The sequence below is a fragment of the Anabaena sp. WA102 genome (assembly GCF_001277295.1).
Classification (GTDB): domain Bacteria; phylum Cyanobacteriota; class Cyanobacteriia; order Cyanobacteriales; family Nostocaceae; genus Dolichospermum; species Dolichospermum heterosporum.
The window spans coordinates 1,806,585-1,829,348 of sequence record NZ_CP011456.1; the positions used below are offsets into that span (position 1 = coordinate 1,806,585).

Annotated in this window: 23 protein-coding genes, 2 tRNA genes and 1 pseudogene; 11 read left to right on the forward strand and 15 right to left on the reverse strand. The window is 37.7% G+C overall.

Annotated features, from left to right (window positions below; genetic code table 11):
- The first annotated feature begins 28 nt into the window (after nt 1-28).
- The 3 genes from AA650_RS07875 (at nt 29) to AA650_RS07885 (ending at nt 4,649) form a co-directional block, all read left to right on the forward strand.
- Nucleotides 29-3,907 (forward strand): hypothetical protein, encoded by a 3,879-nt coding sequence (locus AA650_RS07875; RefSeq protein WP_053538593.1) that lies wholly within the window; start codon nt 29-31, stop codon nt 3,905-3,907.
- Between the two features lie 188 nt (nt 3,908-4,095).
- Nucleotides 4,096-4,320 carry a DUF433 domain-containing protein gene (locus tag AA650_RS07880; protein ID WP_053538594.1) on the forward strand — a complete coding sequence of 75 codons (225 nt, stop codon included), beginning with the start codon at nt 4,096-4,098 and terminating at the stop codon, nt 4,318-4,320.
- The gene (locus tag AA650_RS07885) at nt 4,317-4,649 is read left to right on the forward strand and encodes a DUF5615 family PIN-like protein (RefSeq protein ID WP_053538595.1); all 333 of its coding nucleotides are present in this window, start codon (nt 4,317-4,319) and stop codon (nt 4,647-4,649) included. The genes AA650_RS07880 and AA650_RS07885 overlap by 4 nt, the downstream gene beginning before the upstream one ends.
- A 61-nt stretch (nt 4,650-4,710) precedes the next feature.
- Here the strand turns inward: AA650_RS07885 and AA650_RS07890 are convergent, their stop codons facing one another.
- The 4 genes and pseudogenes from AA650_RS07890 to AA650_RS07905 all read right to left on the reverse strand — a co-directional run bounded on the left by AA650_RS07890 (nt 4,711) and on the right by AA650_RS07905 (nt 8,350).
- Entirely contained in the window at nt 4,711-6,249 is a 1,539-nt protein-coding gene (locus tag AA650_RS07890) for a phytoene desaturase family protein (RefSeq protein WP_053538596.1), read from the reverse strand.
- Between the two features lie 317 nt (nt 6,250-6,566).
- Nucleotides 6,567-6,931, reverse strand: a pseudogene (locus tag AA650_RS27700) (ISNCY family transposase); the annotation flags it as partial.
- Between the two features lie 29 nt (nt 6,932-6,960).
- A complete protein-coding gene (gene mazG / locus AA650_RS07900) occupies nt 6,961-7,761 on the reverse strand; it encodes a nucleoside triphosphate pyrophosphohydrolase (RefSeq protein ID WP_053538598.1) in 801 nt (266 codons plus the stop codon).
- 4 nt (nt 7,762-7,765) lie between these two features.
- Nucleotides 7,766-8,350 (reverse strand): metal-binding protein, encoded by a 585-nt coding sequence (locus AA650_RS07905; RefSeq protein ID WP_053538599.1) that lies wholly within the window; start codon nt 8,348-8,350, stop codon nt 7,766-7,768.
- Nucleotides 8,351-8,506: 156 nt separating this feature from the next.
- Here AA650_RS07905 and AA650_RS07910 point away from each other — a divergent pair.
- Together AA650_RS07910 and AA650_RS26220 are read left to right on the forward strand one after the other, a co-directional pair.
- Nucleotides 8,507-8,579, forward strand: a tRNA-Val gene (locus tag AA650_RS07910).
- 347 nt (nt 8,580-8,926) lie between these two features.
- Complete coding sequence (locus AA650_RS26220; RefSeq protein ID WP_199308373.1) at nt 8,927-9,103, forward strand: ISAzo13-like element transposase-related protein; 177 nt, start codon at nt 8,927-8,929, stop codon at nt 9,101-9,103.
- Between the two features lie 57 nt (nt 9,104-9,160).
- On the opposite strand, the gene AA650_RS07915 is transcribed toward AA650_RS26220, so the two are convergent.
- From AA650_RS07915 to cas8a1, 4 genes are all read right to left on the reverse strand, one after another.
- Nucleotides 9,161-9,745: a Uma2 family endonuclease gene (locus AA650_RS07915; RefSeq protein WP_053538600.1), complete on the reverse strand. Its 585-nt coding sequence runs from the start codon at nt 9,743-9,745 to the stop codon at nt 9,161-9,163.
- Nucleotides 9,746-9,861: 116 nt separating this feature from the next.
- Nucleotides 9,862-10,428 carry a hypothetical protein gene (locus AA650_RS07920; protein ID WP_234413344.1) on the reverse strand — a complete coding sequence of 189 codons (567 nt, stop codon included), beginning with the start codon at nt 10,426-10,428 and terminating at the stop codon, nt 9,862-9,864.
- Nucleotides 10,429-10,916: 488 nt separating this feature from the next.
- Nucleotides 10,917-11,402, reverse strand: a complete 486-nt coding sequence (gene cas5, locus AA650_RS07925; protein ID WP_233455364.1) for a CRISPR-associated protein Cas5 — start codon at nt 11,400-11,402, stop codon at nt 10,917-10,919.
- Nucleotides 11,399-12,265, reverse strand: a complete 867-nt coding sequence (gene cas8a1, locus AA650_RS07930) for a CRISPR-associated protein Cas8a1/Csx13 (protein WP_442853961.1) — start codon at nt 12,263-12,265, stop codon at nt 11,399-11,401. The genes cas5 and cas8a1 overlap by 4 nt, the downstream gene beginning before the upstream one ends.
- A 296-nt stretch (nt 12,266-12,561) precedes the next feature.
- Here cas8a1 and psb34 point away from each other — a divergent pair, with 296 nt between their 5' ends.
- Nucleotides 12,562-12,732, forward strand: a complete 171-nt coding sequence (gene psb34, locus AA650_RS27705; protein WP_053538602.1) for a photosystem II assembly protein Psb34 — start codon at nt 12,562-12,564, stop codon at nt 12,730-12,732.
- A 337-nt stretch (nt 12,733-13,069) separates the two neighbouring features.
- On the opposite strand, the gene AA650_RS29075 is transcribed toward psb34, so the two are convergent.
- The 3 genes from AA650_RS29075 to pgsA are packed head-to-tail and all read right to left on the reverse strand — an operon-like array spanning nt 13,070 to nt 15,011.
- Nucleotides 13,070-13,195 (reverse strand): hypothetical protein, encoded by a 126-nt coding sequence (locus tag AA650_RS29075; protein ID WP_257720897.1) that lies wholly within the window; start codon nt 13,193-13,195, stop codon nt 13,070-13,072.
- Nucleotides 13,196-13,199: 4 nt separating this feature from the next.
- Nucleotides 13,200-14,477, reverse strand: coding sequence for an AAA family ATPase (locus tag AA650_RS07940; protein ID WP_168634830.1), 1,278 nt, complete (start codon nt 14,475-14,477; stop codon nt 13,200-13,202).
- Between the two features lie 21 nt (nt 14,478-14,498).
- Complete coding sequence (pgsA, locus tag AA650_RS07945; RefSeq protein WP_027402315.1) at nt 14,499-15,011, reverse strand: CDP-diacylglycerol--glycerol-3-phosphate 3-phosphatidyltransferase; 513 nt, start codon at nt 15,009-15,011, stop codon at nt 14,499-14,501.
- Nucleotides 15,012-15,278: 267 nt separating this feature from the next.
- On the opposite strand from pgsA, the gene AA650_RS29285 reads away from it, so the two are divergent.
- The 3 genes from AA650_RS29285 (at nt 15,279) to AA650_RS07960 (ending at nt 17,291) form a co-directional block, all read left to right on the forward strand.
- Complete coding sequence (locus AA650_RS29285) at nt 15,279-15,479, forward strand: hypothetical protein (RefSeq protein ID WP_053541223.1); 201 nt, start codon at nt 15,279-15,281, stop codon at nt 15,477-15,479.
- Between the two features lie 227 nt (nt 15,480-15,706).
- The gene (gene queG, locus AA650_RS07955) at nt 15,707-16,681 is read left to right on the forward strand and encodes a tRNA epoxyqueuosine(34) reductase QueG (protein WP_053538603.1); all 975 of its coding nucleotides are present in this window, start codon (nt 15,707-15,709) and stop codon (nt 16,679-16,681) included.
- On the forward strand, nt 16,656-17,291 hold the full coding sequence (locus tag AA650_RS07960; RefSeq protein WP_053538604.1) for an HAD-IA family hydrolase: 636 nt from the start codon (nt 16,656-16,658) through the stop codon (nt 17,289-17,291). Before queG ends, AA650_RS07960 begins: the two co-directional genes overlap by 26 nt.
- A 512-nt stretch (nt 17,292-17,803) precedes the next feature.
- Here the strand turns inward: AA650_RS07960 and recA are convergent.
- Nucleotides 17,804-18,880, reverse strand: a complete 1,077-nt coding sequence (gene recA / locus AA650_RS07965; protein ID WP_053538605.1) for a recombinase RecA — start codon at nt 18,878-18,880, stop codon at nt 17,804-17,806.
- 245 nt (nt 18,881-19,125) lie between these two features.
- On the opposite strand from recA, the gene AA650_RS07970 reads away from it, so the two are divergent.
- The gene (locus AA650_RS07970) at nt 19,126-19,491 is read left to right on the forward strand and encodes a DUF1818 family protein (RefSeq protein ID WP_053538606.1); all 366 of its coding nucleotides are present in this window, start codon (nt 19,126-19,128) and stop codon (nt 19,489-19,491) included.
- A gap of 122 nt (nt 19,492-19,613) precedes the next feature.
- Nucleotides 19,614-19,687 (forward strand) — tRNA-Pro (locus AA650_RS07975).
- A gap of 686 nt (nt 19,688-20,373) precedes the next feature.
- Here AA650_RS07975 and rpiA read toward each other — a convergent pair.
- The 3 genes from rpiA to AA650_RS07990 all read right to left on the reverse strand — a co-directional run bounded on the left by rpiA (nt 20,374) and on the right by AA650_RS07990 (nt 22,656).
- On the reverse strand, nt 20,374-21,084 hold the full coding sequence (gene rpiA, locus AA650_RS07980; RefSeq protein ID WP_027402347.1) for a ribose-5-phosphate isomerase RpiA: 711 nt from the start codon (nt 21,082-21,084) through the stop codon (nt 20,374-20,376).
- Nucleotides 21,085-21,248: 164 nt separating this feature from the next.
- Complete coding sequence (locus AA650_RS07985; RefSeq protein WP_053538607.1) at nt 21,249-21,710, reverse strand: tetratricopeptide repeat protein; 462 nt, start codon at nt 21,708-21,710, stop codon at nt 21,249-21,251.
- A gap of 4 nt (nt 21,711-21,714) precedes the next feature.
- The gene (locus AA650_RS07990; protein ID WP_053538608.1) at nt 21,715-22,656 is read right to left on the reverse strand and encodes a homogentisate phytyltransferase; all 942 of its coding nucleotides are present in this window, start codon (nt 22,654-22,656) and stop codon (nt 21,715-21,717) included.
- Nucleotides 22,657-22,764 lie beyond the last annotated feature (108 nt).

Sequence of the window (22,764 nt, forward strand, 5' to 3'; positions counted from 1 at the left end):
CACAAACTTACACACAGCCTAAAATAGTATGATTTTCAATATCTCTCCATCTCAGATTGAAAGCTTGGATAGCAAAGAGCTTGTAGAACTGCTGAAAAAATTGCTACACGCCGAAGCACAAAGTTCTGGTATTTGTTTACGAGGAGTTTCAGTACCCCTTCAGATTACTGTTCCTGATGGAGGAGAAGATGCACGAATTTCATGGACAGGAGGGTGTGAAAAAACAAATTATCTAACATCTAGATTTTGCATATTTCAATCAAAAGCTACTAAATTGGGAAAAACAGGCTGGAAAAAAGAGGTTTGGACAAAGCCCAGTCAAAAAAAGGATGCCAAACGAGAACTTAATAATGCTTTAAAAACAACCATTAATGAAAATGGCTCTTACATCGGATTTACCTCTGAAATTTTTATTGGAACTAAAAAAGATGATCTAATTACAGCTATTAAGGAGGGTATTCAAGAGGCTGGGGCTGATCCTGCTCAGTTAAAGACTATTGATGTTTATGATGCAAATAAGATTAAAGACTGGGTATCACAATATCCAGCAATCGCAGTTTGGCTTAACGAAAAACAATCTGGACTTACTTTAAAAAATTTTCAAACAATTAAAAGATTAGGAAAAAAAGTTGATATAGCCTCAATTCCAAAGATTGAAGACAAAGCCAACCGTTTTATAATTGGAACGAAGAATAGCGATAACTCACTTACTTTCGAGAAAGTAAAAGAACGAATTATAGATTACTTAGCTGATTCTAGAAAATCAATCAGAATTATTGGATCATCGGGTGTAGGAAAAACTCGGTTTGTGTATGAGGTGTTTAGAGATGAAACTACTACAGCGAAAAACTCATTAGCAATATCTGCAATTTATTGTGATTTTAGTGGCATTGGCAATCAGATTCTTGAAATAGCCCGGAGTCTTTTAGATGGTGAAAATTCTGCTCTCATGATTGTGGATGAATGTCCGCGTGATATTGCTATTAAGCTTGGTGAAATTATAACAACTGAAGGTAGTAACCTTAAAATCATAACAATTGGTAATGATAATCAACCTATAGAAAAAGATAGTTGCCTCAATATTTCCGTTACTCCTGCTGATGAAACTCTTATTAAAGGCATTATTCAGCAGCGATATCCAAAAGCTGATGACTCAGATATTAACTTTATTAAAGATTTAAGTGGTGGATATCCACGAATTGCAGTATTAGCTACAGATAACTATTCAGAGGGATCGCCAATTCTAAAATCTGTAGAAGATGTTGTAGAGCGCATTCTTACAAGTTGTGGCATAAATCGAGCCGAACAAGTTAGAGCAATTGAGTGTCTTGCGCTATTCAAGCAATTAGGTGCGGATGAAAATATCAGTGATGAGATTGACTTTGTTGGTGAAAATTTAGCCAGACAAACTGGTGATGAGATGTATGAACATTTAGCTTATGCAGCAAAACAAAATCTTGTAGATCATTTTGGTTGTTATTTTATAGCTAAACCTCTTCCCATAGCAGTTTTCCTTGGAACAAGAAGGTTAGATTTACTGCGTGTAAACACAATCCTTAAATTTATAGAAATTGCATCTCCAACATTACGTGCATCTTTTTTAAGTCAATGGCGTTATTTCGATGATTCAAAAACAGCCGCTACAGTTGCTCAAAGGCTTTTAGCAAGAGATGGGTGGTGTGGTTCACGAGAACATTTGAAAACTGAGCTTGGTTCACAATGCCTAAATGCCATAGTACACATCGATCCTGATGGTGTAGCTAATGTTATTCATTATCTATATAAAGATTTATCTATAGATGATTTGAAGGAAGCCATAACGAGAAAGCATGATTTTTTCCAAATTTTAGCAAAACTTGTTTTGCGAAAAAGATATTTTTACATAGCAGCACCACTACTCATGCGGTTAGCTGTGATTGAAGATAATACTTATTCAAATGATGCAGGTAAACGGTTTAAACAACTTTTTCAATTACATCTCAGTGAAACTGAAGCTGAACCTGATGAAAGGTTTGCAATTATAGATCAAGGACTATCATCAGGTGACGAAAGAATCATATCAGTTTGTATTGACGCACTGGAAAATACCCTTAAACGAAATTATTTTTCTGGGTCAGGGATCTCTTATCAAATGGGAAGCAAACCTGTTCCTGAAGAATGGAAACCAAAAGTATGGGGTGAAATTTTTTATTTTCACAGAAATGGTCTTCAAAAGCTAGATTATATACGCTCACAGTATACAAAATTCTCGATTCAGTGTGAAAACATTATTGCCAAAGCCATTCGGTCACTTATTTGTGAAAATCTCTTAGATGATATTGAACAAATTTTAGCCAAAATTACTAAAGAAAAACAAATTTGGCTTGATGCTATTAAGGGAATTAGCGATTGGTTATATTTTGACAGCACGAAAGCACCAGAAGAATTTTTACAAAAAGTTAGGAAGCTTTATGATAAGCTAATACCAACTGATCCAATTCAGAAAGCACTTCTCTATACAAAATTTTGGCACTCACATCTTCGCAATCCTGATATAAAATACGATCAGGAAAATAGGTCTACTAATGATTTTGAATATGCTGACAGAAAAGCAAAAGAAGTTGCTGCTGAAATTGCAGTAGACAAAGAACTTACAGATCGTGCCATCCGAATAATGATTAGGGAAGAACTGAACAATGTGTTTCCATTTGCTCATGAGTTGGCCATGAAATTGGAAGATCCAGTACAATCTTTTCAGTTAGCAATCAATGAATTTGAAATATCTTCTGATGGGAAAGGAATAAATTTTTTAAGAGCATTACTTTCTGGGATTGATAAAAGAGATACTGAATTTGCAAATAAGTGCATTCATATTGCTCGTAATTGTGATGCCCTAAAGCATGAAATAAGTAATATTTATAGGTCTGTTGATATCTCTGTTGGTAGACTAAATGAAATTATTCAAAGAATAAGAGATGGGAGTATTCCCGTAACAGAATGTGTCTATTTTTCTTATGGACAAGCACTAAGCCAACTTAATTCTGAAGATATTTTTAGTTTAATTGATGAATTATCTTCTAATCACGGTTCGGAAGGTGTGTGGGTATCTCTTGAAATTATTTCTATGTACCAACATAATAAAGATATTCTTGACAGGCAACTCGCCAAACGGATTAAAGAAATTATTACTTCAAAGGAACTTTTTGAAAAAATAAGGTCAGCTACTACAGATGGATATTTATTTGAAGAGCTTGTTTTATTGATGCAAAAACATTATGGTATAGATGACGAATTCGCCATTGGACTTAGTAATCAAGTAGTAAGGTTATGCAAAGTTGAAGAGTATCAAATTTTCTCTGCGCTAGAAAAATATTGTAGAAATATCATTGAATTATTAGTGAAAGAGAAACCGATCTTACTGTGGAATAATTTATCACATTTCTTTGAAATTGCAACTCCATCAGAGATTTATCGCTTAGAAGCTATTATTAGGCCACAACAAGATGCTTTTGATGTAAATTCTCGTAATGTAGGATTTAATTATAAAGAAGGCATACTATTCGGTATTTCTGATTCTATATTTAGAGAATGGGCTAAAGTTAATCCGGAAATTCGTGCATCCTTCCTATGTATTTTCTATCCTATGCTTGAAATAGACGATCAAGGTAATCATAGATGGCATCCAGCTTTAGAAAAATTGACTCATGAATTTGGTGCTTCTAAGGAATTTCGCCAAGCTTTAGCACCTCGTCTCTTTCCTAATATATGGTCAGGGTCTAGAATCCCATACCTTGGAATTTATTTAACACCTTTGGAAACATGGTTTAATCATCCAGTACCTGAAATGTCCGTTTGGTCAAAAGATATGTATTATTTCCTAGAAAGAGAAATAGTCAGTGAACGTAAGCGAGAAGGAAAAAATTCATAGTATGGTTGCTATTTTTGCAGATACGCTTGAGTGAAAAATTGCTGTGAGTGTCACCCAAAGGGTGTTAGCAAAGCGATCATCGCTCACCTTTTCCTTTCTCTCTCAATAAGCGATCGCTACCTTAAGACTAATTTGCCATGATTTACCCTAAAATTATATAGACCAAAGATTAAACATCAGGAAAAATCATGAATTATCAAGACATTATTACCATTGAACCTGGAAAACGCAGTGGAAAACCTTGCATTCGAGGAATGCGGATCACTGTGTACGACATTTTAGAATATTTAGCAGGTGGGATGACAGAAGCCGAAATTCTGGAAGATTTTTCAGAACTGACATCTGAAGATATTAAAGCTTGTCTTTCTTTTGCTGCTGACCGAGAGAAAAAGTTATTTGTTGCATCTTTATGAAACTGCTATTAGACGAGAATTTATCAGATCGGATTGTTGATAAAATTATTGATCTGTATCCTGATTCTCAGCACGTTAAGACTTTAGGACTTATAAATACTGATGATGCTATTATTTGGGAATTCGCCAAAATGAATAGTTTTGTGATTATTTCCAAAGATTCTGACTTTCATCAACGTAGTTTACTTTATGGTCATCCACCTAAATTTATTTATCTGCGTATTGGTAATAGTCCCACATCAAAGATTGTGCAGATTTTGAGAGATAATTTGTCCACAATTACCCAATTTGATAGTAGTGACACGGAAAGTATTTTGGTATTAACTTAATTAAACTCCCAGATATTGGAGGTTTATATTTTCTGATATACAAATCATGCGTAAAGATATTTTAACCAAAAGTCTCTGAAATATATTGTAAATGTTTCTGTACCGGAGCGATCGCATTAGCAACAATCATCCCACTAGCAGCCACAGCCGGCAACCCAATCCCCGGAAAAGTCGAATCTCCACAACATAACAACCCCGACAAAGGTGTATTCCCACCAGGAAATAAACCCTTCCCTGCCGCTATAGCAGGTCCATAACTACCATGATGACGACGCAAAAATCGCCCATGAGTAAGGGGAGTACCTACCAAACTAACTTCGCAACGGGAACGAATATCAGGAATAATTCTTTCCAAAGCTTGCCACATCACCTCCGCACGTTCTTGTTTTAACAACGCATATTCTTCGCTATTGCGTTCCTTTCCTTGCCAAATAGCATAAGGTTCATTACCAGGAGTATAAACGTGAATTACGTGCTTACCCACTGGTGCTAAAGACGAATCAAGAACTGAAGGAATAGATACAACTACCACATTTTGCGGTGCAGTTACGCCTTTGTCCCAATCGTTAACGACAATGTAGTGAATACCTAGATTCTCAGGTAATCCTGCTGCATCAATACCTAAATGCAGGTGCATAAAACTATCACATTCAGGAGTTGCTTGTTGCTTTTCTACATACCGTTTAGGTAAAGCACCTTCAGGAATGAGTTTGAGGGTATCCCAAACAGAAGCATTAGAAACAACAGCTTTACTGGCTCGGATTTCTTGACCACTCCGCAGACGTACCCCGACAGCACGGTTATTTTCTACTAAAACTTGCTCCACATGAGCATTCAAAACTAACTTACCACCATGTTTATTCAACCCCCGTACCAGTGCATCAACTAATGCACCACTTCCCCCAATCGGATAATCTAACTGCACATGAGGACGATACCAATCTGCAAACATGAAAGCCACTTCTGCGGCTATTGTCCCATCTGCGGGTAATCCAGATAACAAAAAGCAAAGTAAATCTAACCAGTTGCGAATAAAAGGGTCTGTGATTACACCATCAATAATATTAGAAAAAGACCCTGTTAATTTGATGACGTTAGCGGCCTGTTGCAGTAAAGCTGGGGCAAATTTACCCATAGTTAACACCGCACCTAAATCATAGCGCAAGGCAGAGGGTGGGAGAGCAGTGGCACTCTTACCTAAAGGTGTCATAATTTCCTGGAGTTTGCGCCATTGTGCTACAGCTTTATCTCCCCGCAGTTGTTGCAATATTTCACAGAATTGGTCAGCACCAACTTGAGCATCAAAGTAGCCTTCTGGTAAATAACAACCCCAGGTATTGTAATTGACGCAGGGTAAATCTTCGCCAATGGCATCTAAAACTTGACGTAAGGGATTAGGTGAAGGGCTATAGGATAAACCAGAATATAAAGAGGGTCCAGACTCAAACTTGTAGCCATTGCGTTCAAAAGCATGAGCCGCACCACCGGCAATGGAGTGGCTTTCTACTACTGTGACATCAATTCCATAGCGTGCCAAGAGTGCAGCACAACTCAATCCGCCAATACCGCTACCAATTACGACTACTTCTGTGTTACTCATAAAGAATGCTTGATGACTGGGCTTTTTCAAAAATCATAGATAATGGATTTATTCTCAATTCTCGTCAACTTTGGTTAGCAGTAGGTTAGCTGGAAAAATTCAAATCATGTAACGGTATGTAAGGTTGATTCAATCCGTTATTGTTGTTGAGTTTTAGCAATTTTACAAAACCCAATATATTTGGATTTTATCACACGAACCTATTTACCTATTGATGATTCATGTCAACAAGAATAAAAATTTTATCCATTTGAATGTGTTTTCATAAAAAATTACAATTTTACTTTTGTTATATCTGGCTTTATTTTAGCATTTTAGTCATCTCCTAAAAGGGTTGCAGCATAACCATACTTATTTTGATGATTCTTATTTAACCATCTTTTAACAGCCGCATTTTCACAATCTTGTTTTTGATGTCCATCTTGTTTTTTAATAAATTCTGGTTCTAAATTAATTACTTTACTTGTTTTTGATTAGGAGAAACTACAATGGGTGTGACACAGCCATGAAAATAAGTTGTAGTTCCATTTCGATGATTACGAAAATTACAATGAGGGCAACTAATTTTCTTAGATGAGAAATATTCTGTCCCATCTAAAGCGATTAAAATTTCTTCATCTAAGTAGACAAACTTTTTCAAAACTCCATTTTTATTTAACCATTCATAGACCTCTTGAAAAGTCATAAAGAATATTTAAATTCACCTGATGTCTAATGACCAAGTTGAGCTTTAGCCTGTTGCCACAGGGCATCTAATTCTTCTAAACTATAATCTGTCAACGGACGTTCAATTACATCTTCCATTTTTTGCAATCGTTGAATAAATCGCTGACTTGTCCCTTGTAAACCCGCACTAGGATCAAGTTTGTGCCATCTGGCAACTTGAATAATGGCAAATAGTAAATCACCTAATTCGGATTCTTGTCTTTCTTTGGTTTCTTCAGCTAAAGCCTGTTGAAATTCCCCTAACTCTTCATGAAATTTACCCCAAACTTCATCTACATTGTTCCACTCAAAACCAACCTTAGCCGCCTTTTCAGATATCTTCATAGCTGCATTTAATGGCGGAAGACTACGGCGATAACGATTCAATTGATCACTGAGTTTTTGGGTTTCTATAGTTTCGCCTTTTTCCGCAGCTTTGATGGTTTCCCAATTTTTGTGTACCTCTTCCATACTTGCTACAGTCACATCACCAAATACATGAGGATGACGACGGATTAACTTTTGAGAAATGCCCTCAGCTACTTGTTGGAGAGAAAAATCACCCGCTTCACTGGCAATTTGCGCCTGTAATACTACCTGTAATAATAAATCACCTAATTCTTCAGAAATAGCCTTTTTATCCCCGGTTTGAATTGCGTCTACCACCTCATAGGCTTCTTCAATCACATAGGGAGTTAGACTTGATGGGGTTTGTGCTAAATCCCAAGGACAACCATCAGGCGATCGCAATTTCGCCACCACATTTATTAACTCTTGTAACGCCTCTAAAGTCTGATTAATTTCCATCTTTTTACCGCTTTTTGACACTGCGACGACCGGGGCTAACTTTACGTTTCTTAATTTTGCCACGAGGGAGTAAACCTTGAATACCCTGTTTTTGAAAGCGCTTATAACCAGAAACAGTCCAATCACTGCAAGAATGGCTCATTGCACCGAGTTCACAGCCGACAAAGAGGGCAAAAAATTCTCCATAATACATATAGATGGTCTTCCCCACAGTTCCCCACAGTTCTCCCCAATTCCAAGCCACATTTCCCAACTTGGTGAAAATCATCACAACCACAATCGCCACCAACGCCAAAAAAGTCGTCAGATACACCACCCGTAAAGTTGTGCCAATAATCGGACCGTGAGATAAAAAAGAGCGATGTCGCAGACTTTTTTGATAAGGTAGCCAAATCCACCGCAGAAAACCCCACCGCTGAAATTGACGGGAGTAAATATCTAAATCAGGACCAAACATCAGCCCCCCAAACATAAACCCACCCGCCACCAACAAAGTCATATTACTGCTGTGAGTGGAACCCAGCGTTACACCCGCCACCACAGGCATAGACCAAATAGTAATGCGATCGTGCGTTTGACCAGAGGGCATCTTAGGAAAATTAAAAATATAAAATTAACAGTGAAATCCTGAGTCAGTATAGCTCAATTCCATTCCCATCAGCCTTTTCCATCGAGCAAAAAAATTTTTCTCAAAAGACTTGCAAAATTTAGAAAAGCTATGCTATATTAATTGAGTGAAAGAAACGGGCGGTTAGCTCAGTTGGTAGAGCGCCTGCCTTACAAGCAGGATGTCATCAGTTCGAGTCTGGTACTGCCCATTTTAAAAAATCTACTCTTGTATAGGAGTTTGTGACCTTACCCATAATTTTACCGCGACGGCAAGCTTATGCTTCCAACACAATCCGGCAGAGTTATGGGTTTAGTTTTTGAAGCTAATAGGTAGGGCTTGCTGAATAAACCTACAACCCAGACGCATGAAGAGTTTTATCTGTATGAAAGATAAATGAGGTGCAAGGAAAGTGTGATAATAAGTAGTGAGACAGAATTAATTCCACAATGTCATTGCGTAAGCGTTGCGTGGCGTTAGCCATATGGAACGAAGTGAAATGAAGCAATCGCAAGGGTTGTCATTGCTTCCCTTCGCTCTCAATGACTGTAAATATTTTTGTCCAATTACTTAGCATCAAAAATCGTTCAATTTTCCAGACTTGATATTACTTCTAAGTACAATCCGATTGAGCATCGGCTGTTTCCACATCTAAGTCGGGCTTGTAAAGGTGTTATTTTCGACAGTGTTAACACTGTTGCTAATGCTAAACCACAACAACATTTAGAATTGTAAGTTATTTAATCCACATTCCTTAATAGATAATAGGTAATTAGTTAGGTAATGCTTTTATTATTCCCCATTCTCTGGTTCAAGATTTAAACCGCGATAGATTTGTTCAAGGGGAAAGTTAAGATTAATGCTTTTAAGTTGGATGGTGTCACCTGGTTTGTAGTTGATAATTAACCAGTCTCCTGCATCATTTTTGTGATAAAGGTCAATTTCCATACTGGTGGAACTGACTAGCAGATAATCTATTAAAGCTGAGTTATTTTGATACATTCTAAATTTACCACCTCTGTCATAGGCTTCGGTACTTTTGGAAAGAACTTCAACAATTAAGCAGGGGTAGGTAATATATTGGGTGCTGGTTTTGTCCCGTTCGTCGCAGGTGACGCTAACATCTGGGTAGGTGTAGTTATTAGTGCCAACAATCTTAACTTTGATATCAGAATTTCCAGTGATACAGCCTGTATTTTCTAGGTGGCTGTCAAACATGGCAGTAAAGCGGATGGCGATACGACCATGATTGATGCTACCGCCGCTCATGGCGTAAACTTGACCGTTGATATATTCATGTTTTTCTAGTTGCTGTTCTTCCCATGCAAAGTATTCTTCGGGGGTTAGGTGGGGGTTGTTGTCTTTAGCGGCAATCATTTTCTTTATAATTGGTAATGGCTAATACTTTTATTTTATCCTGTTCCCTGTTCCCTGTTCCCTGTTCCCTGTTCCCTGACCACACAAGTAAATATGGCTAACGCCACGCTTCGCTATCAGGAATCAAACCGGATTCCTATATTATCAATAAAATCAGTAATTTCCTGATAAAAAACCTGCCCCTTTTCCCTGCTACTCCTAGCAGTCACCAATAACCTTAAAGTTTCCACCAACGAACTGATAGCAGAATCACAAACCAAACCAAAAAGCTGAATTAGATTGTGAATTTGTTTAATTTCCCATTCATTAATTTCTGTATCTTTTTGGGCGAAACTCTCAATATAGTCAATCGCCTCTTTATGTCCAATCACCTCTAAATGTTCATCGAGAGTCTTGCCCCCAATTGTAATTCCTTTAGTTAACACTAACTCGGTTTCACTTTGAGTTAAAGTATTCCCTTCAATGGCATTAGAGTTATAAGTAAAGCGGACATCATACAGCTTTTTGAGTTCCGCGATCATTGTTGTGTCAAAGGGTCTAAAGTCATCTAGCCAAACTTTTAGCTTGTCTATTTGCTCTAATTTAAGTGGTTCTTCCGTACCTGTTATGCCAAATATGAGTTTATTTACCCCACAACCCATATAAATAAAGGATTTTATTGTTTTTGATACCAAATTTGTCAAAATAACCAATAAATTAATGTAAAATCCTTATATAACAGGGATCTTGGGATTTAAAAAAATAATTTAGCATAACAAGTACCGAAGAGCCATAAAAATGAGGGGTATTGCGTTTTGTAAAATGGCTGAAACTCAATCAGAATCTCGCATTGAGACAACTTTACATACCGTTATATACCTTTAAATTTTTCTGTTCACCTACTTAGGACATAGCAAGGGACTAGGCATGGAAAAGTTATACTACAGCAAGAATTTATGCGATCGCAGTCAGTAATTTTATCTCGATATTTGAGCAACGCCTAACAGCATCAAGCCACGAATCACTAATAACTGAGGTTTCAACTTGGAGATTGAATCATCGTCCACGCCAAATCAGGAGGTGGTAAACTTGGTATTTCCTCAATCCGATACCTCAAAAATCGGGTATTTCTTGACCCCATATGATCAACCCAATAGGGTAAGGTTAACCTACCTCTATTATCCCTAATTATCTATTGTCTCACCCCTTTTAGATAATCTTCCGAAACAATTTTGAGCGTTTTAATCAACTGGTCACTTTCTCCGAAAAATAAACAACCAAACCGTTTTACTCTGTCAGGATGGTCAAACGCTAACTGTATCCTCTCCCTTAAACTTGGTTGTATCTTCTCCTCATCAGAACGAACCCAAATTAAACACTTGAGATTAGACGAAATTTCTTGATAACAGGGAATAACATTCTCTGGATGGCTAAAATCAGTATTCTTAAACCCTCTCATTTGACGCAAAATTTGTGACTTTTTGGGACTAGATAACATAGCGATCGCCAATTCTACCCCACAGTGGCGATAGACATCCGTTTCCCCTACCAAAGATAACAACATCCCATACACTGTTGCTGGAGGAGGCACAGGATAGGTTTTTCCCATTTCCCTTGCATGGGATTCCCTAAAAGTCGCAAATGGAACATCCAAATAGAGAATTAATGGCGCAATCATTTTGATTTTTCTAACCCCAAGTCTCTTTTAATGACTGTTTTCAAGGCTTCAATCAGTTCATTTCGATTACGATAAATATGCGCCTTCTTAAAAGGGGAATTATCAAAATTATCCAATTGCTGTAAATCCTTAACAATTGCTCCCCCAATCCATAATGTACTGGGGTCAATCTGTCCGCATTCCACTTCATCTATAAACTCTTGTGTAAATTTTGCTGCCTTACTTTGAGGATCGCAATATTCAAAACAATAGGAAATATATGAAGCAAAATGAGTTGTCCGTTGAAATACCAAACTATCGGGACAGAAAGGATACATTTCTTCTAGTTGTTGATTGTTTAGTAATGAACTATCATCAATAATGGTGGGTTTATCCTTGGGTTTATAACTAGCGATCGCTAACAATGACCAAATTATTAATTCTTGCCAAGGTGTTTTTTTAATGAGTAGTGAAATTTCTTCTTGATGCTGATTAAAATACTTATTTAATCCCCCTCTTACTAAAAAATCAGACAAATATTCCTTAAATGACAAGTCATCATAACAATAATTTAGTTCTGCCCTTAATCGTTCAACCTTCTTCTTAATTGGAGGGTCTTTTCCTGCCTCTACTTTGGCATACATTTTAGCAAAGGTTCCTTTCATTGCTTGCTGAAATACCTTAATAAAAATAAGATGCTGCTTATCTTCTTCACTATTCTCTGCCATTATGATGAATCCTTCTCGATTGAAAAACAACTGGTTAAATAAATATCCTTGTAAATCCTCTATTACCAATTTTTCCCAAAAATCAGACCACCAAGGGATTCCTTTCACTAAATTATCAGCAATCAGGGAGCGAATCGGATTAACTTTAATAAAAATTTGCTTAGGTTAATTGATAAAAATTTTGACCTATATGAAAAGCTTGACCCGCTAAATAAGGATATCTTCTCTGATTCCAGATACAGCGATTTCCAATCATATAAGGTACATCTTAGCCCCCTCATCGCTTGCGGGGAGGGGGTTGGGGGTGGGGTTCTTCTTCCGGGTTTGATGACAATTTGCTGTAAGTGGGTCTTGTCAGTAGCATCTATTATTTTTTTGTCAAGTTCTATTGACACTTTGTAACAATCTTGTTATATTAGTTTACATAAAGTAACAAACCAGAGAAAAAAATTATGTATACCACAACGGATGAAAAAGGCATTCTTAACAACTACGCCAAAGAACCGAAACTTTACCACGCAGAATTTCCTAGTAAGGCACAACAAAATAAGTATGCTTTTCAAGGCGCAGTAGCAATATTACTTTTAACTTCTATAGTTCTAATTACCTTGGGGGTTAGCTAAAATTTCCCGCTTCGGTATTTGTATCTAATCGTCATTCAAATTTTCTCCTAATCAACCCTGGTCAGTTTCGCCAGGGTTTTTTGTATTGTATTTTAATCCATATTCGTGATACAATCAGATTGTCAGCAAAGACATTAAAAACCTACCGGGGGACTCTCGGAAAGTTACGCTTGTCAGAGATGATTCTGCCAGTAATGGCAAACAGGATCAGGGCAAGAACCCAAATATTTATTTAAGGAACCCTGCCTGAAGCTGGGATAACTGAGAGATATAGACTGAAACTCTCTATAGAATCCCCGCGTCTTTGGACCGGGGAGTGTCAATGCCATTTCTTGCTTTACTGCCCACTTAAACGTCGAAGCTGATCTCGAAAATAACAGAAGCTTAATGATTGATTATTATCAATGTCCATAAAAGGAGTAGTTTTGCCGGAAACATCCTCAACTAATATCTCAAAGTACATATATTCACCTTGCGTCCAAGTAGTCACTGTACCAAAGTCCACCCAGGGGCAACCCTTCAGAAACAAGATTATTAATCAGAGGATCTTCACTAGCCCGCTTAATTTTAGCAAATCCATCTTCGCCCTTTTCTAATATCCAAACTTCTTCAGGTTCAAGGGCATCTACAAAATATGGTTGATGTGTTGTCACAAATATTTGTGATCCACCTTTTTGACCTGTAGTGTGTTCTCGAAATTCTCTAGCTAGAGTTTCTAAAAGTTTATGATAAAGTCCATTTTCTGGTTCTTCGATACACAAAAATGGTGGTGGTGATGGATCTTCCAACATCAGAAGATACGCAAATACTTTGAGTGTACCATCTGACATTTGTTGAGAGTAAAATGGGTCTTGAAACCCTTTGTCATTGAAACATAAAAGCAGTCTTCCATCTGGACTTGGGGAAGTGCTAATCTTGTTGACACCGGGAATTTTGTTGGCTATTTTTTCCAGTATGGATTGAAACTTTTTTGGATGTTCTCTTTCCATAAACTGAACTACATTACCTAAATTATCTCCATGAGTATTTAAATGCTTTTGTGGTCCAGCTAGAGGTAAACTGCGGGCAGCATCTGGTGTAAAATAGCTTAAATACCATCCTTCAATAAATCTTCTAAACATAGAAATTCGGGGATGTTGTTTAAGTGAACCTAAAGTAGCAATTCCCAGTTTTCGCTTATCGTCAAGTTCAACTACTTCGGTTTCTTTGCTTTCTTTTTCTGCTTCACCCCTTTGGATTTTATCCATTAAATCTGACACATCAAAATCATCTTGTTTGCCTTCTTGTTCACCTTTCCATGCGATTCCTCTGCCTTCATTGAGAATTAAAAAAGAAAAAGGTTGTCCCTTACCTTGTCCTTTTCTGCGTTGTCTGAGTCTCTCTTTTTTTACATAAGGTCTTCGAGATGAGTCAATATCTATTGCTAATTCATAAGTAATTGGTCGGGCATTACCATCTTCTTTATAATAGATTTCAAACTCAATACTTCCCTGTTGTCCTTGAGAGAGAATTTTCTCAAAGCCACCACGACCATGAGCATAACAAGCTTCTTCTACTCCATTTTTTAAGCAATCGGCAAGAAAACCAAAAGTGTCGAAAATGGTACTTTTTCCCACACCATTCTTACCAATAACGGCTGTCATTGGTGTTAATGGCTTGGCAGTTTGTGTGTTCCATAATTTCCCCAAAGTGATATCACGAATAACTCTGTAATTTCTAACTCTAAAGCCTTCTATCTTCGACATTTAATTTGCTCTACTTTGATTTTACTCGCTAATTTTTTGAGGAATTAGATAAATAACTCCTGAAACAATTGTCAATATTACAGATATCCAAAAGGTAATTAAAACCGGAGTTTGCCAAGTTGGTGATAAGGGGGCAATTAGTAAAGATATGGCAATGATTTGACTCACTGTTTTCAGTTTACCCCAAATATTTGCCCCGGTGATGGTGGTTTGATTAACTCGCCAACCGGCGATCGCTAATTCCCGTGCTAAAATTATGAACACTGCCCAAGCTGGGATTTTTCCTAATTCTACTAATACTAATAATGGTGCAAGTACCAATAATTTATCTACTAAAGGATCAAGAAATTTACCTAATTCGCTAATTTGGTTGAGTTTTCTGGCTAAATATCCATCTAACCAATCAGTTAAAGCCGCAATTAAAAATATAGTTAAACATATCCATTTGGCTTCATTTGTGGGATTATATAAACCATAAAGTAAAAAAGGTATTCCCAGCAGTCGAGAAAAAGTAATCCAGTTAGGTAGAGTCATCACAATTTAAAATTACAAACCAACCTAATTATATAGGTTAGCTACTAATATCCCCCAACATGGGATACGTTATCAAGATATGTAACTCTGAACCTTAAAAGTATTGATTATATGCGTGCTATGCTGATAGTGGTGCAGCACTTATCCCCCAACTTTAAAAGCGTGATGAAAGAGTTACTGGAAAGACGCACCCGAATTACACTTACCAAGTGTTGTTGTAAAATTTATTTACAAAATAAAAACACCCACATTAGAGAGGAATTGATGGTGGAACAAAAAATTAACTGTGCTGAAGCCTGTGTCAACGGGTGTGTTTTAGGTGATCAATGTCCCAATATTGAGTATCGAGAATCAGCTTCAAAATTCATCGAAGAAACTTCTTTAGACAAAATGCTAGAAATAGCTGAAGAAAGATTGCGGAAAAAAATGACAGAACCCCCAAAATGGGTGTTTCCAGAAGATTCTTAAAGGGAATTTTGAGTAAGAAGTTATTGAAATGAGTTAAAATAGTGGGTTAACAACAGATAACCCACTCAAAATATTAGTAGGTTAGCATTGAAAATTGTTGTTTTGGGAAGGCAAGAGGCAAGAGGCAAGAGTGAAGAAGCTTTGGGCGATTTTACTTTTCTTTACACACTTTGGTTTTATTGTGTTCACCTACTTTACCATCGTCATAAAATCAATAATAGTTAAAAATGAATGAATATATCTCAATAGACAGCGCAGCAGTCAAAGCAAAAGCCAAAGAATTGGGATTTCACGAAGTAGGGATTGCTGCTGTCGGTGATTTAGAGACGACAGAGACAGAAAAATTGCAAGCTTGGTTAAAAATGGGTTATCACGCCGACATGGAATGGATGAAAAATCCCAAGCGTGAGGATATTAATTTAGTGATGCCAGAAGTGCGATCGCTCATATCTGTAGCCTTAAATTATTATACCCCCCATCAACGTCCCCAGGGGGATGAATATGGCAAAATTTCCCGTTATGCTTGGGGTCGAGATTATCATAAAGTCATCCACAAAAAGCTCAAAGAACTAGCCAATTGGCTAGAATCCCTGGGCGAAAATGTCAAAGCCCGTTATTATGCAGATACAGGGCCAGTCCAAGATAAAGTTTGGGCGCAAAAAGCCGGCATTGGTTGGATTGCTAAAAACGGGAATGTGATTACCAGAAAATACGGTTCTTGGGTGTTCTTGGCAGAAATATTAACCAATCTGCAACTAGAAAGCGATCGCCCATCCACCCAACATTGTGGCACCTGTACTCGTTGTTTGCAAGCCTGTCCGACAGGTGCAATTACCGAACCCTTTATCGTGGATGCTAATCGCTGCATTGCCTATCATACCATTGAAAACCGCGCCGAAGAACTACCAGCAGACATCACACCCAATTTACAAGGATGGATCGCAGGTTGCGATATTTGTCAAGATATTTGTCCTTGGAATCAGCGATTTGCTCAAGCAACTAATGTCAAGGATTTTCAACCCTATCCTGGAAACTTAGCTCCCAAGCTGGTAGAATTAGCCCAAATATCCAATGAGGAGTGGGATAAAAGATTCACAGCATCAGCCTTGCGACGCATTAAACCAGAAATGTTACGACGTAATGCTCGCGCTAATCTTGATAAATCCAGGCATAATAATGACCCAGAAAGTAATAATTTTTGATTTCGATGGGACGATTGCTGATACAGTGGATGCTCTTGTAACTATTGCCAATCGTTTAGCCTTGGAATTTGGATATGTGCCGATTAATTCGCAAGAACTAGTCCTATTGAGAAATTTAACAGCCAAAGAAATTATTAAATATTCTGGTGTTTCCCTATTCAAAATTCCTTTTATGGTTAAAAAAGTAAAAGGAGAATTAAAACATAAAATCCCAGAATTAAAACCTATTGAGGGAATTAATACCGCATTAATAGAACTCCACAATCAAGGTTATCAACTGGGAATTATTACCTCTAACTCTCAAGAAAACGTCAATCAATTTCTTAAATGTCATAACTTAGATTATTTGTTTGACTTTATTTATTCAGGAGTAACTATTTTTGGTAAAACCACAATTATTAATAATGTGTTGCGACAAAAACATTTCAACCCTGAAGCAGTAATTTATGTCGGTGATGAAACTAGAGACATAGAATCTGCTAAAAAAGCCAATATCAAAGTTATTGCTGTCAGTTGGGGTTTTAATTCTTCCGAAGCCCTCAGCAAACAAAACCCAGATTTTTTAATTCATCATCCCAGTGAATTATTGGCTGTAATTAAAAGCTGTTAAGGGAACTCCAAAAAATAAATCATAAGACCTTGTATACTAAGAAACTCTCTAGTACCGTGCAGTTTAAGTGAATGAACCATTTTCAAGCCTTGTAATCAATCAAATTTTCGGAGCTTTTAATAGTCATATTATTTACGCCAACCTGTACTAGTAGATTCTGACCATGAAAAATTCAGAAAGTAGGGGCGCAGGGTCTGCGCCAAAAAACGATTCATCAATAAGACCATGAAATTTATTTACCCCAACCCATAATGGCTATTAAGAATGGTTGCTTTATTTGCACCATGCTGTACTAGACTAAGTAGGTGAACAGAAAAATTTAAAGGTATATAACGGTATGTAAAGTTGTCTCAATGCGAGATTCTGATTGGGTTTCAGCCATTTTACAAAACGCAATACCCCTCATTTTTATTTTGTTTACCTACTTAATTGAAGCCTCTGAATATATTTTCAAACTTGAATAAACTTAAAAAAGGCGTAGAGACAATTTATTGAATTGTCCCTAATGTTGTTTATTCCTCTTCTAACTCAATCTCTTCTTCCTCCTCAACATCATGGGGTTGAACTACAGAATTAGCAGAAACTACAGCCCCTTTATCGAGTTTTTCCAGAACCTGTTCTTTAATTTTGGCAGCAAATTCTGGTTTTTCTTCTAAATACTTAATCGCGTTATCTCTACCTTGGGAAATATTTTCACCACTGTAGCTATACCAAGCACCTTTACGAAGAAGAACACCAGTTTCTTCGGCTATATCCACTAAACAACCAATGGTAGAAACTCCTTTGCCAAAGATAATGTCAAATTCGGCAATTCTAAAAGGTGGTGCAACTTTATTTTTCGCTACTTTGACTTTGACCCGGTTGCCAAATTCATCAGTTCCTTTTTTTAAAGTTTGAATTCTGCGAATATCCAAGCGCACGGAAGCGTAAAATTTCAGCGCATTACCACCCGTTGTAGTTTCTGGACTACCATAGGTGACACCGATTTTTTGCCGCAACTGGTTAATAAAAATAACTGTGCATCCAGATTTACCAATATTACCAGTAATTTTCCGTAGGGCTTGACTCATTAACCGAGCTTGTAAACCTACGTGAATATCCCCCATATCCCCTTCAATTTCAGCGCGGGGAACTAAAGCGGCAACGGAGTCAATAACAACAATATCAACAGCCGCAGAACGCACAAGTTGGTCAACTATTTCTAATGCTGATTCACCATTGTCTGGTTGAGAAACAAGTAAGTTATCAATATCTACACCCAATGCAGCGGCGTAGGTAGGGTCTAATGCGTGTTCAGCGTCTACAAATGCCGCTATACCACCATTTCTTTGCACTTCTGCGAGGGCATGGAGGGCAATAGTAGTTTTACCAGAACTTTCTGGTCCGTAGATTTCGATTACCCGTCCTTTGGGTAAACCACCACCCAAGGCTAAATCTAGAGTGAGCGCCCCGGTGGATATTGTTTCTACCTTCATCCGGGTGGCATCACCTAAGCGCATAATTGCTCCCTTTCCGAAACTGCGCTCAATTTGTCCCAGGACGATATTTAACGCTTTTTGCTTGCCAGAAGTCTCAGTATTAGCTGCCATTTTTGCCTCTAAGTATAGGATTTTCCAAAATTACTGGACAGGAGTTTTAATAGAACGGATATACTATCCTAACCGGAAAGTGTGCCAATTAGGAATGTTTACAAAATTATGTTTGCCAAGATCCTAAGGCGATCGCTGAAAAATTATAGCATTTTAGATTTAAGATTGTGAAAGACTAACTCCATCGGTAAAGCCAACTGGTATAATTTCCACAATTGATAGCAGCAGTCTGAGCATAAATCAGTATGGAACGAGTCATCAAAAGCGGCGCTGGTTGGCGCATAGGCTGGAATCCAGATGCACCAGAATTTAAAGGCTTAGTCGGCACAGAAGATTGGGCAATAGAATTAACCGAAGCAGAATTAAACGAATTTTGTCGTCTATTTAATCAGCTTGCAGATACCATGAAGCATCTAACTACAGAATTAATGGATGAGGAAAAAATTGCCTGTGAAGCCGAAAGTGATTTATTATGGATGGAGGTGGAAGGTTATGCTCATGCCTACAATCTGCGCTTCATCCTCAATACAGGACGGGGGACAGAAGGTAAATGGGAGGCTTCAGCCGTAGCTGAATTGTTGCCAGCCGTCGGAATGTTAAAAGTTTTTTGAATCACCCCTTGCTATTTTTCTTGATCTTGTGATATATTTAGGAGAGTGACTTAATTAATTTTAGATTCATACATTTGGAATCATCCCCACGCCAAAAGTCTAAAATCTCAAGTTCACATTTACGGGACGTAGCGCAGCTTGGTAGCGCGCCACTTTGGGGTAGTGGAGGTCTAGGGTTCAAATCCCTACGTTCCGATTGACGGGAACTTTCAATTAGAGAACTGCACAGAATGATTGCTACTAGGACTTACGCATTTAGAAAGTCCTTAATCACGATTTGGGAATAGCCAGAGTGATCAGGGCTATTTCATTCTAAACATAATCCGCCCAGAACTATGGCTTACGCTACGCTATCAGACAAAAAATTGCGATCGCTCTTCCTCTAGTTTTTTATAATTATATGTGTAAATTTATACTGATCTCAAGTTGGGAAAAAGGTAATGAGAAAAGAGTTCCTTTTCTTCCTCCTTTTTCCTAACTCGTAATTTACAGCAAATTGTCATCAAACCCGGAACAAGAACCCCACACCCAACCCCCTCCCCGCAAGCGATGAGAGGGCTAAGAGAACTCCACAAAAAAATGATCCAATTTTGTGGGATGGGCATCCTTGCCCGTCCTTGATGATTAGCGGGCAATTCGTCCCGCACCACAAGAAATTTTGGGATATTTTTTTGATTGGAAATCTCTAATAAACCTGTGCTGCATGAGTTGTCATTGCGAGTGAAAGGAAGCAATTTCTTGACAACCGATAAACCACCTAACGCAAAAATCTCTCAAACCCTTATTCCTCTGTGTCCTCTGCGCCTCCGTGGTTCGTTAATCAGGATAATTTATTTCTCATCACCTACCCGATAGGGAGGTGAGAGGCTTCTACTGTTTAAGCTAAAGTTGTCTAACTACAGGTTTACCATCAATAACTTCACCTACAAGAACGATATCTGCACAATTGACGAAAATGCCATTTTCCAGAACACCGGGGATATTATTCAGTGTTTTTTCCAAGTTTACAGGGTCATCAATGCTATCGAAGGTGACATCTAAAACCATGTTACCTTGGTCAGTGATTACAGGTCCTGCTTTTCTCACACCCATGCGTAGTTCTGGCTTACCACCAAGTGCTTTAATGGCATTTGTAACGGGGGTAATAGCCATAGGGATAACTTCAACTGGTACAGCGAAACTAGAACCTAAGCGGGCTACTAATTTACCACCATCAACGACAACAATAAATTGCTTTGCTAGGTAATCTACAACTTTTTCGCGGGTATGTGCAGCACCACCACCCTTAATCAAGTTTTTATGGGGATCTACTTCATCTGCCCCGTCTATAGCGATATCAATATGGTCTACAGCGTCTAAAGTGGTGAGAGGAACGCCATACTCTTTTGCTAATACTTCTGATTGAAATGAGGTGGGGATACCGACAATATCTTTGAGTTCACCTGATTTGAGGCGTTCTCCTAAATATTGAATGGTGTAAGCTGTGGTTGAACCTGTCCCCAAACCAACTATGGAACCTGATTTTACCAAATTGGCGGCGGCTTTGCCAACTTCTTGCTTCATCAATTTAACTGGATCTGCTGGTATGGACATTCTTTAACTCCTGAAAAATCAATTAAACGGTTCACTCATCTTACCAGAACACCCGGATTTCTTCCTACTGCCTATTTCTTCAAATACAAGTATCAGGGCAAACACGGGGAGATAAGTCAGATCCCCGACTTCTTTAAGAAGTCGGGGATCTTGTTGTTAAAAAATCACAGGTTAGACATTTTATCTAACAAAAGGCTGACCTTTTTCGCCCTTTCTGGTTGACGCTGTTTCTGCAATAATTCTTTCGCTTGAAGTAAATTAGCTTTAGCTTCTACTTCCTGTTGTTCCTGCATGAGAATATTTGCTAAACGTAAATAAGCATCGGGATTTTTAGGACTGCTATCAATTACTTCACAGAATAATGCTTTTGCTTCGGCAATTTGTCCTTTCTGATTTAAAATATCCCCTAATAACAAACGTACCATATCATTTGTAGAGTTGATGGCAATAACCTTTCTCAAAACTATTTCGGCATTTTCAAAATCTTTGGCTTGATAAAAATTGATGCCTTTCTGAAATAAGTTAGAGGTAATCAATGTTTTGATACTCAAATAACCAAGAATGGCAAGACCAAAAATAACTACAGAAATGGCTATCAGATCGGAAGTAGGAAATGTTTCTAACATGAGTTTAAGCTAATAAACAGGAGACGGGAAAAATTAGGTATTCAATGAAAAACAATTTCCAGATAAATTGATAGAAATTAGTAATGGCTTGTTTATCTTGTAAATCAACTCCTGCACCTTGCCACCACATGACAATTAAAGCTACGGTATGGGTGATTAAGATGAAGATAGTGTTGACTTCCGCAAGATGGAATAACGCTACTAAAATCATGCCGAGATAACAGATTGTTAATACCCAAAGTGCAAGATTAAATACTTTTTGTTGTCCGAGTTGGAGGGTGAAAGTTGTGATATTGTAAAATCTATCTCCTTCCATATCAGGAATATCTTTGAAGATAGCGATCGCAAATGTAAATACCAAGATAAACACAGTTAAAGCCCAAACTGCACCCGGAATCCCTTGGCTTCTTTGCAATACCCAACTAAAATGCAGAAACAAACCTAAATTAACAATTGTTCCCCGCACCGAAAAAATACACAAAGCAGCCCAAAAAGGAAACTGTTTTAACCGAATTGGCGGTAAAGAATAAGCCGTACCAATTGCTAAACTTATTGTCACCATGCCCATTAAAAACGGTCCAGTTAGCCATGCTAAAGCTAAGGCAACAATACCAGCAATAATAACAATTAATTGTCCTTGTCCTCTCGTAAATTCCCCCGATGCTAGAGGTAAATCAGGTTTATTGATTTTATCAATGTCAATATCTTCTAATTGATTCAAACCAACAATATAAATATTGCCACTTATGCAAGCAACCCATGTTGCTAAAATCTGACTAATATGCAAACTAGAAAAATTTGTTGAAGTGACACCCAGGGTAATTAAATATAAACCCAAGACACTCAAAATTGTTCCCATAATTGTATGGGGACGGGAAAACTTCCAAAAAGAATAAAACCAACTTCCTGGAAAAATAGCAGAACTTTGTTTATAAAATTGATTCATTTTTTGCTCTTTTTTGTTCGTAAGCACCTAAAGGAATTGAACTTATACCATTTCTTTATGAAACTGCGCCGAATTTCCTAACCTTATCTTTTTCTTCTCTGTGTCCTC

Excerpts from the sequence above, each read along its gene's own strand:
- AA650_RS07875 (WP_053538593.1), top strand. The coding sequence starts at position 29 with ATGATTTTCAATATCTCTCCATCTCAGATTGAAAGCTTGGATAGCAAA.
- AA650_RS07880 (WP_053538594.1), top strand. The coding sequence starts at position 4,096 with ATGAATTATCAAGACATTATTACCATTGAACCTGGAAAACGCAGTGGA.
- AA650_RS07885 (WP_053538595.1), top strand. The coding sequence starts at position 4,317 with ATGAAACTGCTATTAGACGAGAATTTATCAGATCGGATTGTTGATAAA.
- AA650_RS07890 (WP_053538596.1), bottom strand. The coding sequence starts at position 6,249 with ATGAGTAACACAGAAGTAGTCGTAATTGGTAGCGGTATTGGCGGATTG.
- mazG (WP_053538598.1), bottom strand. The coding sequence starts at position 7,761 with ATGGAAATTAATCAGACTTTAGAGGCGTTACAAGAGTTAATAAATGTG.
- AA650_RS07905 (WP_053538599.1), bottom strand. The coding sequence starts at position 8,350 with ATGCCCTCTGGTCAAACGCACGATCGCATTACTATTTGGTCTATGCCT.
- AA650_RS07915 (WP_053538600.1), bottom strand. The coding sequence starts at position 9,745 with ATGATTGCCGCTAAAGACAACAACCCCCACCTAACCCCCGAAGAATAC.
- cas5 (WP_233455364.1), bottom strand. The coding sequence starts at position 11,402 with ATGATTGCGCCATTAATTCTCTATTTGGATGTTCCATTTGCGACTTTT.
- psb34 (WP_053538602.1), top strand. The coding sequence starts at position 12,562 with ATGTATACCACAACGGATGAAAAAGGCATTCTTAACAACTACGCCAAA.
- AA650_RS29075 (WP_257720897.1), bottom strand. The coding sequence starts at position 13,195 with ATGTACTTTGAGATATTAGTTGAGGATGTTTCCGGCAAAACTACTCCT.
- AA650_RS07940 (WP_168634830.1), bottom strand. The coding sequence starts at position 14,477 with ATGTCGAAGATAGAAGGCTTTAGAGTTAGAAATTACAGAGTTATTCGT.
- pgsA (WP_027402315.1), bottom strand. The coding sequence starts at position 15,011 with ATGACTCTACCTAACTGGATTACTTTTTCTCGACTGCTGGGAATACCT.
- queG (WP_053538603.1), top strand. The coding sequence starts at position 15,707 with ATGAATGAATATATCTCAATAGACAGCGCAGCAGTCAAAGCAAAAGCC.
- AA650_RS07960 (WP_053538604.1), top strand. The coding sequence starts at position 16,656 with ATGACCCAGAAAGTAATAATTTTTGATTTCGATGGGACGATTGCTGAT.
- recA (WP_053538605.1), bottom strand. The coding sequence starts at position 18,880 with ATGGCAGCTAATACTGAGACTTCTGGCAAGCAAAAAGCGTTAAATATC.
- AA650_RS07970 (WP_053538606.1), top strand. The coding sequence starts at position 19,126 with ATGGAACGAGTCATCAAAAGCGGCGCTGGTTGGCGCATAGGCTGGAAT.
- rpiA (WP_027402347.1), bottom strand. The coding sequence starts at position 21,084 with ATGTCCATACCAGCAGATCCAGTTAAATTGATGAAGCAAGAAGTTGGC.
- AA650_RS07985 (WP_053538607.1), bottom strand. The coding sequence starts at position 21,710 with ATGTTAGAAACATTTCCTACTTCCGATCTGATAGCCATTTCTGTAGTT.
- AA650_RS07990 (WP_053538608.1), bottom strand. The coding sequence starts at position 22,656 with ATGAATCAATTTTATAAACAAAGTTCTGCTATTTTTCCAGGAAGTTGG.